Here is a 17,249-nt window from a genome sequence, read left to right as displayed (position 1 = left end):
GCCGTTCGGTTCTCGGACGGGGTGGCGGCGCTGCAGGGGCAGGGTGTGCGGGTGTTCCTGGAGGCCGGGCCCGACGGCGTCCTCACCGCCCTCGCTCAGGAGATCCTCGACGGTGCCGACGCCCACCTCGCGACCCTGCTGCGGCGCGGCCGGGACGAGGCCGAGTCCGCGCTCACCGCGCTCGGCCGGCTGCACACCGCCGGGCAGCGGGTCGACTGGACGGCGCTCTTCGCCGGCACCGGTGCGCGCCGCGTGGACCTGCCGACCTACGCCTTCCAGCACGAGTGGTACTGGCCGGAGGCCTGGGGCGGCGCGCGTGACGCCGCCTCGCTCGGGCTGACCGGCACCGACCACCCGCTCCTGGGGGCGGTCGCCCGACTGCCGGAGTCCGGTGGGGTACTGGCCACCGGCCTGCTGTCGGTGCGCACGCACCCGTGGCTGGCGGACCACGTGGTCGCCGGGACGGTTCTCGTCCCGGGCGCGGCACTGGTGGAGATGGTGGTGCGCGCCGGTGACGAGGCCGGGGCCGGCACGGTCGACGAACTCGTCATCGAGGCGCCGCTGGTGCTGCCGGCGAGCGGCGGGGTGCGCATCCAGGTGTCGGTGTCGGCCCCCGACGAGCTGGGGCGGCGTCCGGTCACGGTCCACTCGGCCGCCCAGGACGCCGACGCCCCGTGGACCCGGCACGCCACCGGGTTCCTCACCGACCAGGACCCCGGCACCGGCTTCGACCTCGGCCAGTGGCCGCCCGCGCAGGCGGAACGGGTCGACCTCGACGGCTTCTACGACCGTCAGCTCGACGCGGGCTACGCGTACGGGCCCGCCTTCCAGGGCGTCCGGTCGGTGTGGACGAAGGGGGAGGAGGTGTACGCCGAGGTCGCCCTGCCCGAGGGGCAGACCGCCGAGGGCTTCGGCGTCCACCCCGCGCTGCTCGACGCCGCCCTGCAGACGACCGGGCTGCTGCCCGCCGCCGACGGCTCCGAGCCGGGCTCCACGCGGCTGCCCTTCGCCTGGAGCGACGTCGTGCTCCACGCCTCGGGTGCCACGGCCCTGCGAGTCCGTGCGGCCCGCACCGGTCCCGACGGACTGACGCTGGAGATCGCCGACCAGACCGGTGCGCCCGTCGCGGGCATCGGCACCCTCACCATGCGCGAGGTCCGTGCCGAACAGCTCGGCGCGGCCGGCGCCCCGGTCCACGACCACCTGTACGACGTGACCTGGACGCCCGTGGCGCTGCCGAGCGAGGCGGACACCACGGTCACCCGGGTCGCCGACGGACCGGCGGTGACCGCACTGGCCGAGGCCGCGCCCGCCTGGCTCCTGCTGGACCTGTCGGACGCACCCGGCCTGCCGGACCGGCTCGGACAGGGTGCCGCCCGCGCTCGGGAGCTGACGGCCCGGACGCTCGACGTGCTCCAGACCTGGCTGGCCGAGCCGCGGTTCGACGGCTCCCGGCTCGTCGTCGTCACCCGGGGCGCGGTCCGTGACGTGACCGACCCGGCCGCCGGCGCGGTCTGGGGACTGGTGCGCACCGCACAGTCCGAGAACCCCGGCCGGATCGTCCTGGTCGACCTGGAGGAGGACTCCGTAGACCTGGTGCCGGCCGCGCTGGCCACCGGCGAGGACCAGCTGGCCCTGCGGGACGGCGCTGCCCTCGCGCCCCGGCTCGCCCGTGCGACCGGCGTCGCGGCGGAGTCCGGCCGGCCCCTCGATCCGGAGGGAACGGTGCTGGTCACGGGTGGCCTCGGCACGCTGGGTCGCATGGTCGCCCGGCACTTGGCCGAGGAGCACGGCGTGCGGCATCTGCTGCTGGTGGGCCGTCGGGGTGCGCGGGCGGAGGGTGCGGCCGAGCTCGTCGAGGAGTTGGCCGGGTTCGGTGCCCAGGCGCGGATCGAGGCGTGCGACGTGTCGGACCGTGCGGCGCTGCGGGCGTTGCTGGAGTCGGTGGAGCGTCCGCTGACGGCGGTGGTGCACACGGCGGGTGTCCTGGACGACGGGGTGATCGCCGCACAGAGCCGGGAACGCGTGGAGAAGGTGTTCGCCCCCAAGGCAGACGCCGCCTGGCACCTGCACGAGCTGACCCGCGACCTGGACCTGGCCGCCTTCGTCCTGTACTCCTCGGTGGCCGGTGTCCTGGGCAACCCGGGCCAGGCGAACTACGCCGCCGCGAACGCGTTCCTGGACGCGCTCGCCGGGCACCGCCGCTCCCTGGGGCTGCCCGCCACCTCCCTGGCCTGGGGCATGTGGGCCGAGGGCATGGCCGGAACCCTGGACGCCGCCACGCTGGAGCGCAGCAAGCGCAACGGCATGCTCGGCCTGTCCGGCACCGAGGGTCTGGCCCTGTTCGACGCGGCGCTCGCCACCGGCGAGGCGCTCCTCGTCCCGGCCCGGCTGGACCTGGCCGGACTGCGGTCACGCGCCTCGGACGGCACCGGCATCCCGTCGATCCTGCACGGCGTGGTCCGGCCGGCGGCCCGGCGCACCGCCACGGCCGCCGCCGCACCGGCCGGACAGTCGCTGGCGCAGCGGCTCGCGGGCCGCACCCCGCAGGAGCGCGGCGAACTGCTCCTGGACCTGGTGCGGGTGCAGGTGGCCGCGGCCCTCGGCGTGGCCAACCCGGCCACCGTCGACGCGGACCGGGCGTTCAAGGACATGGGCTTCGACTCGCTCACGGCCGTCGAGTTCCGCAACCGGCTCACCGAGGCCACCGGCGTGCGGCTGCCCGCCACCCTCGTCTTCGACCACCCGACGCCCGCGGCCCTCGTCGACCTGCTCCAGGAGCAGTTGCGGCCCGCGGCGCCCGAGACCGCCGGGGAACTGTCGGTCCTGGACGAACTGGACCGCCTGGAGAGGGCGATGGCAGGAGGCGCGGACGGCGACGAGACCGACCGGGCCGTGCAGGCCCAGCTGGTCCTCCAGCGGCTCAAGAACCTCACCGCCCACTGGGAGAGCCTCCACGCCGAAGACCCTGGCGACCTCGACCTGGACTCCGTCAGCGACGACGAGATGTTCAGCCTCATCGACAACGAGCTCGGTCTGTCCTGAGCGGACGGCAGCGGACGACACGGAGAGCGAAGGACACGGAGACAGACATGAGCGACACGACCGAGGCAAAGCTCCGCGACTACCTCAAGAAGACCCTGACCGACCTGCGCAAGGCCAACCACCGGCTGCGCGAGGTGGAGGAGCAGAAGCACGAGCCGATCGCCGTGGTCGCGATGGCCTGCCGGCTCCCCGGCGGGGTCACGGACCCCGAGGAACTGTGGCGGCTGGTCGCCGACGGCACCGACGCCATCACCGAGTTCCCCGCCAACCGGGGCTGGGACCTGGACACCCTCTTCGACGACGACCCCGACCACCCCGGCACCTCCTACGCCCGGCACGGCGGCTTCCTGCACGACGCCGGCGCGTTCGACGCGGGCTTCTTCGGGATCTCCCCGCGCGAGGCCCTCGCCATGAACCCGCAGCAGCGCCTGCTGCTGGAGACCTCTTGGGAGACCTTCGAACGCGCGGGCCTCGACCCGACCGGGCTGCGCGGCCAGAGCATCGGTGTCTTCGCCGGCGTCATGCACCACGACTACGCCCCCATCGGGCAGCGCATCCCGCCGTCCGTCGAAGGCATGCTGGGCATCGGCAACTCCGGCAGCGCCACCTCCGGCCGGGTCTCCTACACCCTCGGCCTGGAGGGCCCGGCGGTCACCGTCGAGACCGCGTGCTCCTCCTCGCTGGTCGCCATCCACCTGGCCGTACAGTCCCTGCGCGGCGGAGAGTTCACGATGGCCCTCGCGGGCGGTGTCGCCGTCATGGCCACCCCGGACGGCTTCATCGAGTTCTCTCGCCAGCGCGGTCTGGCCAGGGACGGCCGCGCCAAGGCGTTCTCGGCCGCCGCCGACGGCACCAACTGGTCCGAGGGTGCGGGCCTGCTGCTCCTGGAGCGGCTCTCCGACGCGCGGCGCAACGGTCATCCGGTGCTGGCGGTCGTGCGGGGTACGGCGGTCAACCAGGACGGTGCCTCCAACGGCCTGACCGCCCCCAACGGCCCCTCGCAGCAGCGGGTCATCCGGCAGGCCCTCGCCGACGCCCGCCTGTTCCCCACGGACGTGGACGCGGTCGAGGCGCACGGCACCGGCACGGCGCTCGGCGACCCGATCGAGGCGCAGGCCGTCATCGCGACCTACGGCCAGGACCGCCCGGAGGGCCGCCCGCTGTGGTTGGGCTCGCTGAAGTCCAACATCGGCCACGCCCAGTCGGCCGCGGGCGTCGCGGGTGTCATCAAGATGGTGATGGCGCTGCGCAACGAGGAGCTGCCGCGGACGCTGCACGTGGATGAGCCGACGCCGAAGGTGGACTGGTCGGAAGGGGCCGTCGAACTCCTCACCGAGGCGCGGTCGTGGCCGCGTGAGGAGGCGCGAGCCCGGCGGGCGGGTGTGTCGTCGTTCGGTGTGAGCGGGACGAACGCGCACGTGGTGATCGAGGAGGCGCCCGCCGAGGAGGTTCCCCAGCAGGAATCCGGCTTCACGGGTCCGGTGCCGTTGGTGGTGTCGGCGCGTTCGGCGCGGGCGTTGAAGGCGCAGGCGGAACGGCTCGCCGACCATCTCGAAGCCGGGGACCGGAACCTGTCGGACGTGGCGTACTCGCTGGTCACCACCCGTGCGGCTCTCGATCACCGGGCCGTGGTCGTGGCGGCCGACCGCGCGGAGGCGGTGGCGGCGCTGCGCGCGGTGCCGGCCGATGCCGCGGCCGTCTCGGCGGGACGCCTGGCGGTGCTGTTCACCGGTCAGGGATCGCAGCGGGTGGGGATGGGCCGTGAGTTGTATGCGGCGTATCCGGTGTTCGCGGAGGCGTTCGACGAGGTGGCGGCGGAGCTGGACCGGTATCTGCCTCGGTCGTTGAAGGATGTGGTGTGGGACGACGGCGAGGCGTTGGACCGTACGGAGTTCACGCAGCCGGCGTTGTTCGCGGTCGAGGTGGCGTTGTTCCGGTTGGTGGAGTCGTGGGGTGTGCGGCCCGACTTCGTGGCGGGGCATTCCATCGGTGAGCTGGCGGCGGCTCATGTGGCCGGGGTGTGGTCGCTGTCGGACGCGGCCCGACTGGTGGCGGCGCGTGGGCGGTTGATGCAGGGTCTGCCCGAGGGCGGGGCGATGATCGCCGTACAGGCGGCCGAGGACGAGGTCCGTCCGCTGCTGACCGAGGGTGTGGACATCGCGGCGGTCAACGGGCCGGTGTCGGTGGTGCTCTCCGGCGTCGAGGACGCCGTCCAGCGGGTGGCCGAGGCGCTGGCCGGGCAGGGACGCAAGACCAAGAAGCTCGCCGTCAGCCACGCCTTCCACTCGGTGCTGATGGAGCCGATGCTGGAGGAGTTCCGCAAGATCGCCTCCGAGCTGACCTACCACGAGCCGCGCATCGCCGTCGTGTCGAACGTGACCGGCAAGCCGGCCGCGGCCGAGGAGCTGACCTCGCCCGAGTACTGGGTCCGGCACGTGCGGGAGGCCGTCCGGTTCGCCGACGCGATCCCCGTCCTGGAGGCGGAGGGCGTCACCGCGTTCCTGGAACTGGGACCCGACGGGGTCCTCACCGCCCTGGGGCAGGAGTCCGCCACCGGCGACGCCCTCTTCGTGCCGTTCCAGCGCAAGGACCTCCCCGAGCCGCGGGCCGCCGTGACCGCCCTGGGCCGGCTGTTCGCCGCCGGCGTCCCGGCCGATCCGGCCGCGCTCGCCCCGGGCGGGCGCCGGGTGGAGCTGCCGACGTACGCCTTCCAGCACGAGTGGTACTGGCTGCGCCCCCTGGAGACGCGCTCCGACGCCGCCGCGCTGGGGCTCGCCGCGGCCGGCCATCCCTTCCTCGGCGCCTCGACCCCGTTGCCGGAGTCCGGTGGGGTGCTGGCGACGGGTCTGTTGTCGGTGCGGACGCATCCGTGGCTGGCGGAGCACGTGGTCGCCGGGACGGTTCTCGTCCCGGGCGCGGCACTGGTGGAGATGGTGGTGCGTGCCGGTGACGAGGCGGGTGCGGCCGCGGTCGAGGAACTCGTCATCGAGGCGCCGCTGGTGTTGCCGGCGAGTGGTGGGGTGCGGGTCCAGGTGGTCGTGGGGGGTGTGGAGGACGGCCGGCGGTCGGTGGGTGTGTACTCGGCGGCCCAGGACGCCGGTCCGGGGACGCCGTGGGTGCGGCATGTCACCGGTGCGCTGGCCGAGCAGTCGCCGACGGCAGTGTCGTACGACTTCGGGTCCTGGCCTCCGGCGGGGGCCGAGCCGGTCGCTCTGGAGGGGTTCTACGACGCCCGGCGCGCGGCAGGACTGGAGTACGGCCCCGCCTTCCAGGGCCTGCGGTCGGTGTGGACGAAGGGGCAGGAGGTGTACGCGGAGGTCGCCCTGCCCGAGGGCCTGACCGCCGAGGGCTTCGGCCTCCACCCCGCACTCCTCGACGCCGCCCTGCACATCGGCAGCCTGTGCGGCGGCTCGTCGCAGGACACCGGGGTCCGGCTGCCGTTCGCCTGGAACGACGTCGCCCTGCACGCCTCCGGCGCCACCGCCCTGCGGGTCCGCGCGGTCCCCGAGGGCACCGACGGCATCTCCCTGAGCCTCGCCGACCCGACCGGCGCCCCCGTCGCCGACATCGGCGGTCTCGTCACCCGCCCGCTGTCGGCCACGGACCTCGACGCGTCCCGCGCCCTCGACGCCCTGTTCCGCACCGAGTGGACACCGGTGGCCGGCACCGGCACCGAGGACGTCCCGTTCGCCGTGCTCGGCACCGACGTCCCCGATGTGGGCGCACTCGGCGCCGACGCCCCCGCCGTCGTCATCGCCGACCTGACCGGGTCGCGGGCCACGGACGGTCCCGGGCGCGCCCTGGAACTGGCCGGGCGGGCCCTTCAGCTGGTCCAGGAGTGGTCCGCGGCCCCGGTGGCCGAGACGTCGACCCTGGTGCTGCGGACGAACGGGGCCACCTCGGGCGACCCCGCGGCGGCCGTGTGGGGACTGGTCCGTTCCGCGCAGACGGAGAACCCCGGCCAGTTCGTCCTGGTCGACGCCGACGACACCGTCGCACCGGGGCGGATCGCGGCGGCCGCCGCCTCGGGCGAGCCGCAGCTGGCCCTGCGGGACGGCGTCGCCTTCGCGCCCCGGCTCGCCCGTGCGACCGGCGCGGCTGCGGAGTCCGGCCGGCCCCTCGATCCGGAGGGGACGGTGCTGGTCACGGGTGGCCTGGGCACGCTGGGCCGGTTGGTCGCCCGGCATCTGGCCGAGGAGCACGGGGTGCGGCATCTGCTGCTGGTGGGCCGTCGGGGTGCGCAAGCCGAGGGTGCGGCCGAACTCGTGGAAGAGTTGGCCGGGTTCGGTGCCGAGGCGCGGATCGAGGCGTGTGACGTGTCGGACCGTGTGGCGCTGGGGGCGTTGCTGGAGTCGGTGGAGCGTCCGCTGACGGCGGTGGTGCACACGGCGGGTGTGCTGGACGACGGTGTGATCGCGGCGCAGAGCCGGGAGCGGCTGGAGCGGGTGTTCGCCGCGAAGGTGGACGCTGCCTGGCACCTGCACGAGCTGACCCGTGACCTGGACCTGGCCGCCTTCGTCCTCTACTCGTCCATCGCCGGCACCGTCGGCAGCGCCGGCCAGGCCAACTACGCCGCCGCGAACGCCGCCCTGGACGCGCTCGCCGAGCACCGCCGCTCCCTGGGGCTGCCCGCCACCTCCCTCGCCTGGGGCGTGTGGGAGGAGGGCGGCGGCATGCAGGACGCCCTCTCCGACAGCGACCGCGAGCGGATGCGGCGCAGCGGCATGCGGCCGCTGCGCGGCGCCGAGGGCCTGGAGCTCTTCGACGCCTCGCTGCGCACCCCGGAGGCGGTGCTCGTCGCGGCCCGCTTCGACTTCACGGCCCTGCGCGCCCGCGCCGGGCAGGACGGGGTGCCCGCCCTGCTGCGCGCCCTGGTGCCCCCGGCCCGCCGGTCCGCGCAGGCGGCCGGGACGCCCGCCGACGGCTCGCTCGCCGAACGGCTGGCCGCGCTGTCGGAGGAGGAGCGGCACGAGGCCCTGCTCGACCTGGTCACCGAGCAGGCGGCCGGTGTGCTGGGCTTCGCGGAGGCCGACCGGGTGGCCGAGGACCAGGCGTTCAAGGACCTGGGCTTCGACTCGCTGACCGCGGTGGAACTGCGCAACCAGCTCGCCGCCCGGACCGGGGTGCGGCTGCGCGCCACCCTCGTCTTCGACCACCCCACCCCGGCCGCGCTCGCCCGGCGCCTGTACGAGGCACTGGCCCCGCGGCTGCCGCAGCCGACGGCGCCGGCCGGGGAGACGACGCAGTCCGCCGGGCCGGCCGGGGACGCGGCGGCCGAGCTGATCGCCGGCATGGACGTGGAGAGCCTCGTGGCGCGCGCCCTGAGCGGCTCGGCCAACTGATTCGGTCCCGGACCGGGAGAGAAGAACATGACTGTTTCCGACGAACGACTCGTCGAGGCGCTGCGCGCGTCCCTCACCGAGAACGAGCGGCTGCGGCAGGAGAACGAGCGCATCACGGCCGCCGCCCAGGAGCCGGTCGCCATCGTGGGCATGGCCTGCCGGCTGCCGGGCGGGGTCGGCTCGCCCGAGGAGCTGTGGACCCTGGTGGCCGGCGGCCACGACGCCGTCACCGGCTTCCCCACCGACCGCGGCTGGGACCTGGAGGCCCTCTACCACCCGGAGCCCGGCAACCCGGGCACCACCTACGTGCGCGAGGCCGGCGTCCTGCACGGTGCCGGCGCCTTCGACGCCGGGTTCTTCGGCCTCTCCGAACGCGAGGCCCTCGGCACCGACCCGCAGCAGCGCATCCTGCTGGAGCTGGTCTGGGAGGCGCTGGAACGGGCCGGGGTCGACCCGCACACCCTCCGCGGCTCCGACACCGGTGTCTTCGCCGGCCTGATGTACCACGACTACGCCAGCGGGGTGCGCAAACTGCCCGAAGGGGTCGACGCCTTCCTCGGCCTCGGCAGGTCGGGCAGCGTGCTGTCGGGCCGGATCTCCTACCTGTACGACCTGACCGGCCCGTCCGTCACCGTCGACACCGCCTGCTCGTCCTCGCTGGTGACCCTGCACATGGCGGTGCAGGCGCTGCGGGGCGGCGAGTGCTCGCTGGCCCTCGCGGGCGGGCTCGCCGTGATGGCCACGCCCGACGCCTACGTGGGCTTCGCGGCCCAGCGGGCGCTCGCCGCCGACGGCCGGATCAAGGCGTTCTCGTCCTCCGCCGACGGCACCAACTGGGCCGAGGGCGCGGGCGTGCTGCTCCTGGAGCGGCTGTCGGACGCGCGGCGCAACGGGCATCCGGTGCTGGCGGTCGTGCGGGGTTCCGCCGTCAACCAGGACGGTGCCTCCAACGGCCTGACCGCACCCAGCGGCCCCGCGCAGGAGCGGGTCATCCGGCAGGCCCTCGCCAGCGCCCGCCTGGCACCCGCCGACGTGGACGTGGTGGAGGCGCACGGCACCGGCACCGTGCTGGGCGACCCGATCGAGGCGCAGGCGCTGATCGCCACCTACGGCCAGGACCGTCCGCAGGACCGGCCGCTGTGGCTGGGTTCGCTGAAGTCCAACATCGGGCACGCGCAGGCCGCCGCCGGTGTCGCCGGTGTCATCAAGATGGTGATGGCGCTGCGGCACGAGGAGCTGCCGAAGACGCTGCACGTGGAGGAGCCGACACCGAAGGTGGACTGGTCCGAGGGCGCGGTGGAGCTGCTGACCGAGGCCCGCCCCTGGCCCCGGGAGGAGGGCCGGCCGCGGCGGGCGGGTGTGTCGTCGTTCGGGATCAGCGGCACCAACGCGCACGTCCTGCTGGAGGAGGCCGGACCCGAGCCGGCCGCCGGTCCCGGCCCGGTGCGGGCGTCCGGGCCCGTCGCCTGGGTGCTGTCGGCGAAGACGGCACAGGCGCTGCGCGGCCAGGCCGCCCGGCTCGACGCGTTCCTCGGCACGGCGGACGCCCCCGCCGACCCGTACGACATCGGCTCCACCCTGGCGCTGCACCGGACCGCCTTCGACGAGCGGACCGTGGTCGTCGCCGGTGACCTCGCCGCCCTGCGCGCCAAGGTGCGGGCCGTCGCCGAGGGCACCACGGGCTCGCTGCCGGGCATCGCCCGCGGCAGCCGGGTCAAGGGCCGCCTCGCGGTGCTGTTCACCGGCCAGGGCGCGCAACGCCTCGGCATGGGCCGGGAGCTGTACGACACCCACCCCGTCTTCGCGGCGGCCTTCGACGAGGTCGCGGCGGAACTGGACCGGCACCTGCCGCGGGCGCTGAAGGAGGTCGTCCTGGAGGACGCGGCGGCGCTGGAGCGCACGGAGTTCACCCAGCCGGCGCTGTTCGCGGTGGAAGTGGCGCTCTACCGCCTCTACGAGTCCTGGGGCGTACGGCCGCATGCCCTGGCCGGTCACTCCATCGGTGAACTGGCCGCCGCCTACGTGGCCGGTGTGTGGTCGCTGGCGGACGCGGCCCGGCTGGTGGCGGCGCGCGGCAGGCTGATGCAGGCGTTGCCGGCGGGCGGCGCGATGATCGCCGTACAGGCGACCGAGGACGAGGTGCGGCCCCTGCTCACCGACGGCGTCGATCTCGCCGCCGTCAACGGGCCGCGGTCCGTGGTGGTGTCCGGCGCGGAGGCCGAGGCCGAGGCGATCGGCGCGCACTTCGCCGCACTGGGCCGCAAGACCAAGCGGCTGGCGGTCAGCCACGCCTTCCACTCGCCGCTGATGGAACCGATGCTGGCCCCCTTCCGGCAGGTCGCCGCCGAACTGACCTACCGGGAGCCGCGCCTGACGGTGATCTCCAACGTCACCGGCGCCCCGGCCGCCCCGGAGGACCTGACCTCCCCGGACTACTGGGTGCGGCACGTCCGTGCCACCGTCCGCTTCGCCGACGGCGTCCGTGCCCTGCGGGACCGGGGCGCCGTCACCTTCCTGGAGCTGGGACCCGCCGCGGTGCTGTCCGCGCTGGGCCCCGGCTGCCTGGACGCGGCCGACGACGACGTCGTCTTCCTCCCCGCCCTGCGCGTCGACGCCCCCGACGCGCAGACCGCGCTCACCGCGGCGAGCGGGCTGTTCACCCGGGGCGTTCCCATCGACTGGAAGGCGCTCTTCCCCGGGGCGCGTCGGGTGGACCTCCCGACGTACGCCTTCCAGCGCCGTGACTACTGGCTGGAGGCCGGCACCGTGACCACCGAGACGATCAGCACCGACGAGACGCAGCCCACCGCCGATCCCGACGCCGAGGCCCTGGACGCGGCCCGGCGGGCCCTGCAGGAGCGGCTGGCCGGGCTCGGCGCCGAGGAGCAGCTCGCCCTCCTCGTCGACCTCGTCGTGGCGGAGGCCACCGCGGCCCGCACCGAGCAGAACCCGGACGAGACCTTCGACGAGGACCTGCACGGCGACAGCCCGTTCTTCGAGGCCGGTTTCAACTCGCTCAGCGCCGTCGAACTGCGCAACCGGCTGGTGGAGACCACCGGGCTCGCCCTCAACGCCATGCTGCTGTTCGACTATCCGACCCCGGCCTTCGTGGCCGAGTTCCTGCGCGACGAGCTGGCGGCCGAGGCGGCGAACGCGGCCGGGTGACCGGGCTTCGACGCCGGACCGAACAGCGGGGCGCCCGGGATCACCCGGGCGCCCCCGTCCGTCCGGCACGGTCACTCCGGCAGCAGGCCGCGGTGGCGCCAGACGAGGTCGGTACGCGGTGCCGTGCCGGCCGGGACACCGTCGTGCGGGGTGCCGCCGTACGAGGTGAGGCGGCCCGTGAAGATGGCGATGGCGGCGTCGAGCGCGAGGTCGAGGCTCGTCCCGGCCGGCTCGGAAGCGACTTCCCGGGGAATTCCGGGATTTCCCGCGTTGGCCTCGGTGACGGTATCGGATTGCTGAGCGGACACGACGGCCCCTCTCTGTGCGGCCACGAAATCGTCCTGCTCGAAAAGGTAGAACTCCCCGCCCCGGCCGGGGCATCCCCTAGCCCTCCCGCCCCGTCGAGTCAGGGGGGACTTAGGGGTGGCCCGGCGTGTTTTCCGCTCCCTACGCTCGGGTGAAAAGCCCCATGTGAACCAGCATCCGAAGGACACCCATGACCGTGACTGCCCCGGACTGGGGACGGTTGAGCTCGCAGCTCCGGGGAGACGTCGTGCTTCCCGCCGACCCCGGATACGACCTGGCCAGGCAATTGCACCTCGCGGAGTTCGACCGCTTTCAGCCGAGGGGAATCGCCTACTGCGAGTCGGCGGACGACGTGGCGGCCGCGATCGCATTCGCGGTGGCACACGGTATTCCCGTTCATCCCCGCAGCGGCGGGCACAGCCTGACGGGTACCTCGTCCGGGCCCGGCCTGATCGTGGACACCTCCCGGATCGCCCATGTGCGGCTGGACGGCTCGACGGCCCGTTTCGGACCGGGCCTGCTCTCCGTGGACGGCGTCAACGCGCTGCGCGGTGGCCCGTACCAGCTGGTGACCGGAACCTTCCCCACCGTCGCCGCGGCCGGTTTCGTGACGGGCGGCGGGATCGGCCTGCAGTCCCGCACGTTCGGGCTCGCCGCCGACCGGCTGCTGTCGGCCACCGTGGTCCTCGCCGACGGGCGGACCGTCCGCACCTCCGAGAAGGAGGAGCCCGACCTGTTCTGGGCGCTGCGCGGCGGCGGCGCCGGCTTCGGCGTCGTCGTGGAGTTCGAGTCCGAGGCGGTGCACGCCCCGCAGGGCGTCCACTTCTCCACGATGTGGGCGTGGCCGGACGCGCACCGCGTCCTGGAGGCCTGGCAGGCGTGGATCGCCTCGGCACCCCGGGAGATCGGTTCCTCGGTGCTCGTGGTGCTGCCCGACGCGGCCGCGGACGCCGTGCCTCTCGTGCAGGTCGCCGGGGTGTGCTGGGGATCGCGCGAACTGCTCGACGAGGCGCTCGGCGCGTTCGTCTCGGCGACCGGAGCGACCCCGGAGGCCACGGACGTGGCCGAACTGCCGTACGCCGACGTCCTGATGCGGGTCTACGGCTGTGAGGGCATGACCCCGGAAGAGTGCCACCGCGTCGGCCACGGCCACGACGCCCGCGTCGAGCGGATCGGCACCCAGCGGGAACGGCACCGGGTCTTCGACCGGCCGCTCGGCGGTGCCGCGCTCGGCCGCGCCCTGGAGGTGTTCGACGCCGACCGGCGCACCGGGCACACCCGGTACCTGTGGATGAACACGGCCAACGGCGCCGTGCGCGACGCCGGGCGCAGCGAGACCGCGTTCTGGCACCGGGACGCGGAGTACCTCATCGGGTACGCCAACCTGGTGCCCGACGGCGCGCCGCACCCGGAGGAGGAGCAGGCCATGCGCGACTGGGTCGACCGAGGCTTCGCGGTGCTGGACCCGGAGTCCAACGGCGGCGCCTACGTCAACTTCCCGGACCCGGCCCTGCCGGACGCGCCGCACGCCTACTTCGGGGACAACCTGGCCCGGTTGCTGAGCGTCAAGTCCGCCTACGACAGCGGCGACGTCTTCGCCTTCGCGGGCGGTACGGCCCGCTGACCCCCCTGCGACCACCAGCGGGCCACCCGGTGGTCACCGCCCCGGGCCGGGACGCGACGGCGTCCCGGCCCGGGGCGGTCGTTCATCCGGCGGTGGCGCGCACCGGCGGGGTCGGCCCGGCCGAGAAGCCGCCGTCCACGGCGATCTCGGCGCCGGTCAGGTACGCGGAGACGTCGGACGCCAGGAACGCCACGAGACCGACGACGTCCTCGGGCAGCCCGACCCTGCGCAGCGCCACCCCGGGGTGGTTGCCGGCTCCCGGCGGCGGCGCGATCCCCTCGTTCATCGGGGTGGCGATCACCCCGGGGTGGATGGAGTTGACCCGGATGCCGTACTCGCCGAGTTCCAGGGCCGCGGTCTTGGTCAGGCCGCGCAGACCCCACTTCGAGGAGCCGTAGCTCGCCGAGCCGGCGACGCCCTTGAGCCCGGAGACGGACGAGACGTTCACGACGGAGCCGCCGCCCGCCCGGCGCATGGGCTCGACGACGGAGCGTATGCCGAGGAACGGGCCGACCAGGTTCACGCCGAGGGTCCGGGTGAAGTCCGCCGCGCTCTCCTCGGTGATGAGCCGGGAGTGGAACACGCCCGCGTTGTTGACAAGGATGTCGAGGCCGCCGAAGGTGCCGACCGCCGTCTCCACCGCCCGCGTCCACTGCTCCTCGTCCGTCACGTCGAGGCGGACGTACCGGGCGGCGTCACCGAGTTCGGCCGCGACCTTCTCGCCGGCCTCGTCCAGGACGTCGGCCAGCACGACCCGTGCGCCCAGCGAGACGAACAGCCGTGCCGCCGCCTCTCCCTGGCCCCGTGCGGCGCCGGTGATCAGGGCCGTTCGGCCGGTAAGCGTGATCATTTCCTGCTCTCTCCTGACTGGCTGGACTGACTGGCTGGACTTCGGGTACGGGGGAAGGAGCCGGGGTCCGCGTCACGCGGCGTTCTGCGACGAACGGCCCGCCGCGGCGCCGGACCACTCCAGGTCGGCCGGCAGCTCCTTGCGGCCCTTGACGCCGAGCTTGCGGTAGACCCGGGTCAGGTGCTGTTCCACCGTGCTGGCGGTGACGAACAGCCGGTGCGCGATCTCCCGGTTGGTGTAACCGCGGACGGCCAGCACCGCGACCCGGAACTCCGACTCCGTCAGCGCGGTGACGCCCTGCGCCGGTTCCGGCTCCGCCGCGCCGCCGCGCAGTTCCTCGGGCACCGCGAGCAGCTGCCGGCACAGCGGCTCCGCCTCGCACAGGGTCGCCATGTGCCGGGCGCGGCGGAACAGCATGCGGGCCCGGCGCCGGTCGTCCAGCTCGTGGTGCGCGAGGCTCAGCGCCGTCAGCACCCGGGCCTGCTCGTAGCGGTCGCCGGCTGCCTCGAACAGTTCCAGGGCCTCGGAGAGCAACTGCACCCTGCGGCCGACCGGGCCGGCGACCGCGAGGACGTACAGGGCCAGCGCCCGGCTGTGGCCGCCCCCGGCGTCGGGACGGCCGAGCTGCTCGTACAGCAGGCGCTTGACCTGGCTGTGGTTGCCCAGCCGCAGCCATGCCTCGGCCGCGCCGGTGCGCCACGGCACGGCCCCCGGCACGTCCGCACCCCAACCGCGCAGCAGGTCGCCGCAGGCCAGGAAGTCGGCGAGGGCGGCCCGGTGGTGATCGGTCGCCAGATAGTAGTGCCCGCGCGCGTGCAGGTAGGCGAGCCCCCAGCGGGACTTGAACAGGCCCTCCGGCACGGGCCGGGTCACACACTGCGCCGCCTCGTCGAAGCGGCCCAGCCGTACGGTGGCCAGCAGCAGCGTGGCCAGGGGCAGGCCCACCGCCACGCCCCAGTCGCCGGGCGGGAGCAGGCCGAGCGCCTCCCGGGCCTGTTCCGCGGCGGCGGCGGGTTCCCCGAGCCGCAGCGACGCCTCGGCCTTGACGGCCAGGGCCAGGGCGCGGCCGCGCGCCGCGCCGCCCGGGGAGAGCACCGGGCCCAGGTCCTCGCACCACCGGCGGGTCTCCTCGGTCCGGCCCTCGGCCAGCAGCACGGACAGCGCCAGCAGCCCCGCCTCCTCCGACCACGGGCTGCGCCGGCTCATCCGCAGGTCGCCCAGGACCTGCACGGCGCGGTCGGACACCTCACGGACGCGCGCGTGGGTCAGCGCGTCGGCCAGGCAGGCCGACTGCGCCAGCCACGGGTCGGTCTCGGACAGCGCCGTCGGCGCGGCGGCGGGCCGGGCCGCCTGGCGCCGGCCGGCCAGCGCCGGGTACGTCCACGACAGCCACTGGTGGGCCTGTTCCACGACGGCGCCCTCGGCGTTCGCCGGCCGCTGACCGTTCTCCAGCCGGGCGAGCACCTGGCCGGCGTCGTCCAGCCGGCCCAGCCAGAGCAGCTGCCGGACCAGGGTGACGGCGTCGGCGGCGTCCAGGTGCCCGGCACGGGCGCCGTCGACAACGCTGTCCAGATGCCGGGTCGGAGACCGGTCCGCGGCGCGCCACTCCGACTGCAGCAGCCGGAACCGCACCGCCGTGCGCTCCGGTTCGGCGGAGCACGCCTCCAGGGCGAGGTCGAGGCAGTCGGCGGCGACCCGGTCGTCTCCCCGGGCCTCCGCCCGGTCCGCCGCCTCCCGCAGCACGTCCAGCGCCCAGGGTTCGGTGTGGTGACCGGCCGCGACCAGGTGCCGGGCCACCGCGTCGGCGGGGGCTCCGAGCCGCCGTAGCGTGCGCGCGGCGGCGCGGTGGTGCTGGGCGCGCTGCCACGTGGTCAGGTCGGCGATGACGGCGCGGGGCGCCACGGGGTGGCGGAAGGCGCCGCCGTGCAGCAGACCCGCGGCGGTCATCGCCTCCAGGGCGTGGTCGACGGTGTCCCGGGGCTGCCCGGTCAGTTCGGCCAGGGCCGCCGGGGTGGCGTCCGGTCCGAGGACGGCTAGGGCGGTCGCGATCTGCTCCGTGGTCTCGCCCCACCGGCGCAGCTGGCCGAGCACGGCGTGTCCGTAGCCGTGCCGCCGTACCCGGCCCGCCACCTGGTGGTCCTCGATCAGCGCGCGCAGCAGACCGGGGTTGCCGCCGCTCGCCGCGACGAACTCGTCCGTCGACGCGGCCGAGTCCGCGCCGAGCCGGGTCCGGACCAGCTCCGCCACGCCCGCGCGGGACAGGGGGCCCAGGTGGAGCCGGCGCAGGTGCGGCAGGCGCAGCAGCTCCGTCCGGAACGCCGGCTTGGAGTGCGGGTCCTCGTCGGCGGTCAGCACCATGAGGACCGGCGCGGCCACGATCCGGCGCGCCAGGGTGAGCAGCACGCGCAGGGACTCGTCGTCCGCGTGGTGGATGTCGTCGACGCTGATCAGCAGTGGCTGCCGGGCCGCGAGGTCCAGCAGCGCGCGGCTGACCAGCTGACAGGTCTTGGCGACGGCAGGACCGGACCCGGCGTGCGGCGGCGCACCGTCGTCCGTGGCCCCGGTGCCGTAGTCGCCCGCCAGCCGGCCGACCAGGTCGGCGACTTCGGCGGGCAGGGGCGCATCCTCCAGCAGCTGGCAGAGCACACCGTAGGGCAGCGACTCCTCCGCGGCGGAGGAGACGGCCCGCAGCACCAGCGCGCCGGCCGTGGCCGCGTTCTCGCACACGGCGGCCAGAAGATGAGTCTTTCCGCACGCCACCGGGCCGCCCAAAAGAACCAGGCCGCCGCGGCTACGTGTAGCCGACACCTTCAGCAAGCTTGCTAGCTCATGAAGGTGTTCGTCCCTTTCAACCAGTTTCACCGTACCCCCGCTGCGTCATCACTGGAAACACGAATCCAAGCCAGGACGCTAACAA

Annotated in this window: 7 protein-coding genes; 4 read left to right on the top strand and 3 right to left on the bottom strand. The window is 74.6% G+C overall.

The annotated features are described in order from the left end of the window. From ABZ923_RS32660 to ABZ923_RS32650, 3 genes are all read left to right on the top strand, one after another. Positions 1 to 3,045, top strand: a 3,045-nt coding sequence (locus ABZ923_RS32660; protein WP_361479046.1) for an SDR family NAD(P)-dependent oxidoreductase, incomplete at its 5' end; no start/stop codon positions are given. 47 nt (positions 3,046 to 3,092) lie between these two features. Beyond that, positions 3,093 to 8,387, top strand: a complete 5,295-nt coding sequence (locus tag ABZ923_RS32655; protein ID WP_361479043.1) for a type I polyketide synthase — start codon at positions 3,093 to 3,095, stop codon at positions 8,385 to 8,387. A gap of 27 nt (positions 8,388 to 8,414) precedes the next feature. Beyond that, positions 8,415 to 11,552 (top strand): beta-ketoacyl synthase N-terminal-like domain-containing protein, encoded by a 3,138-nt coding sequence (locus ABZ923_RS32650; RefSeq protein ID WP_361479040.1) that lies wholly within the window; start codon positions 8,415 to 8,417, stop codon positions 11,550 to 11,552. A gap of 71 nt (positions 11,553 to 11,623) precedes the next feature. On the opposite strand, the gene ABZ923_RS32645 is transcribed toward ABZ923_RS32650, so the two are convergent. Next, a complete protein-coding gene (locus tag ABZ923_RS32645) occupies positions 11,624 to 11,860 on the bottom strand; it encodes a hypothetical protein (protein ID WP_361479038.1) in 237 nt (78 codons plus the stop codon). 188 nt (positions 11,861 to 12,048) lie between these two features. On the opposite strand from ABZ923_RS32645, the gene ABZ923_RS32640 reads away from it, so the two are divergent. After that, positions 12,049 to 13,482 carry an FAD-binding protein gene (locus ABZ923_RS32640; protein ID WP_361479035.1) on the top strand — a complete coding sequence of 478 codons (1,434 nt, stop codon included), beginning with the start codon at positions 12,049 to 12,051 and terminating at the stop codon, positions 13,480 to 13,482. Positions 13,483 to 13,564: 82 nt separating this feature from the next. On the opposite strand, the gene ABZ923_RS32635 is transcribed toward ABZ923_RS32640, so the two are convergent. Then, the gene (locus ABZ923_RS32635; protein ID WP_361479032.1) at positions 13,565 to 14,332 is read right to left on the bottom strand and encodes a glucose 1-dehydrogenase; all 768 of its coding nucleotides are present in this window, start codon (positions 14,330 to 14,332) and stop codon (positions 13,565 to 13,567) included. Positions 14,333 to 14,404: 72 nt separating this feature from the next. After that, positions 14,405 to 17,194 carry an AAA family ATPase gene (locus ABZ923_RS32630; protein WP_361479029.1) on the bottom strand — a complete coding sequence of 930 codons (2,790 nt, stop codon included), beginning with the start codon at positions 17,192 to 17,194 and terminating at the stop codon, positions 14,405 to 14,407. Between the last annotated feature and the right edge of the window lie 55 nt (positions 17,195 to 17,249).

The sequence above is a fragment of the Streptomyces sp. NPDC046881 genome, from assembly GCF_040645015.1.
Classification (GTDB): domain Bacteria; phylum Actinomycetota; class Actinomycetes; order Streptomycetales; family Streptomycetaceae; genus Streptomyces.
The sequence above is the reverse complement of the archived record's forward strand: the minus strand, read 5'-3'. Positions and strand labels throughout refer to the sequence as shown.

Coding starts and splice junctions, on each gene's coding strand:
- ABZ923_RS32655 (WP_361479043.1), top strand. CDS start 3,093: ATGAGCGACACGACCGAGGCAAAGCTCCGCGACTACCTCAAGAAGACC.
- ABZ923_RS32650 (WP_361479040.1), top strand. CDS start 8,415: ATGACTGTTTCCGACGAACGACTCGTCGAGGCGCTGCGCGCGTCCCTC.
- ABZ923_RS32640 (WP_361479035.1), top strand. CDS start 12,049: ATGACCGTGACTGCCCCGGACTGGGGACGGTTGAGCTCGCAGCTCCGG.
- ABZ923_RS32635 (WP_361479032.1), bottom strand. CDS start 14,332: ATGATCACGCTTACCGGCCGAACGGCCCTGATCACCGGCGCCGCACGG.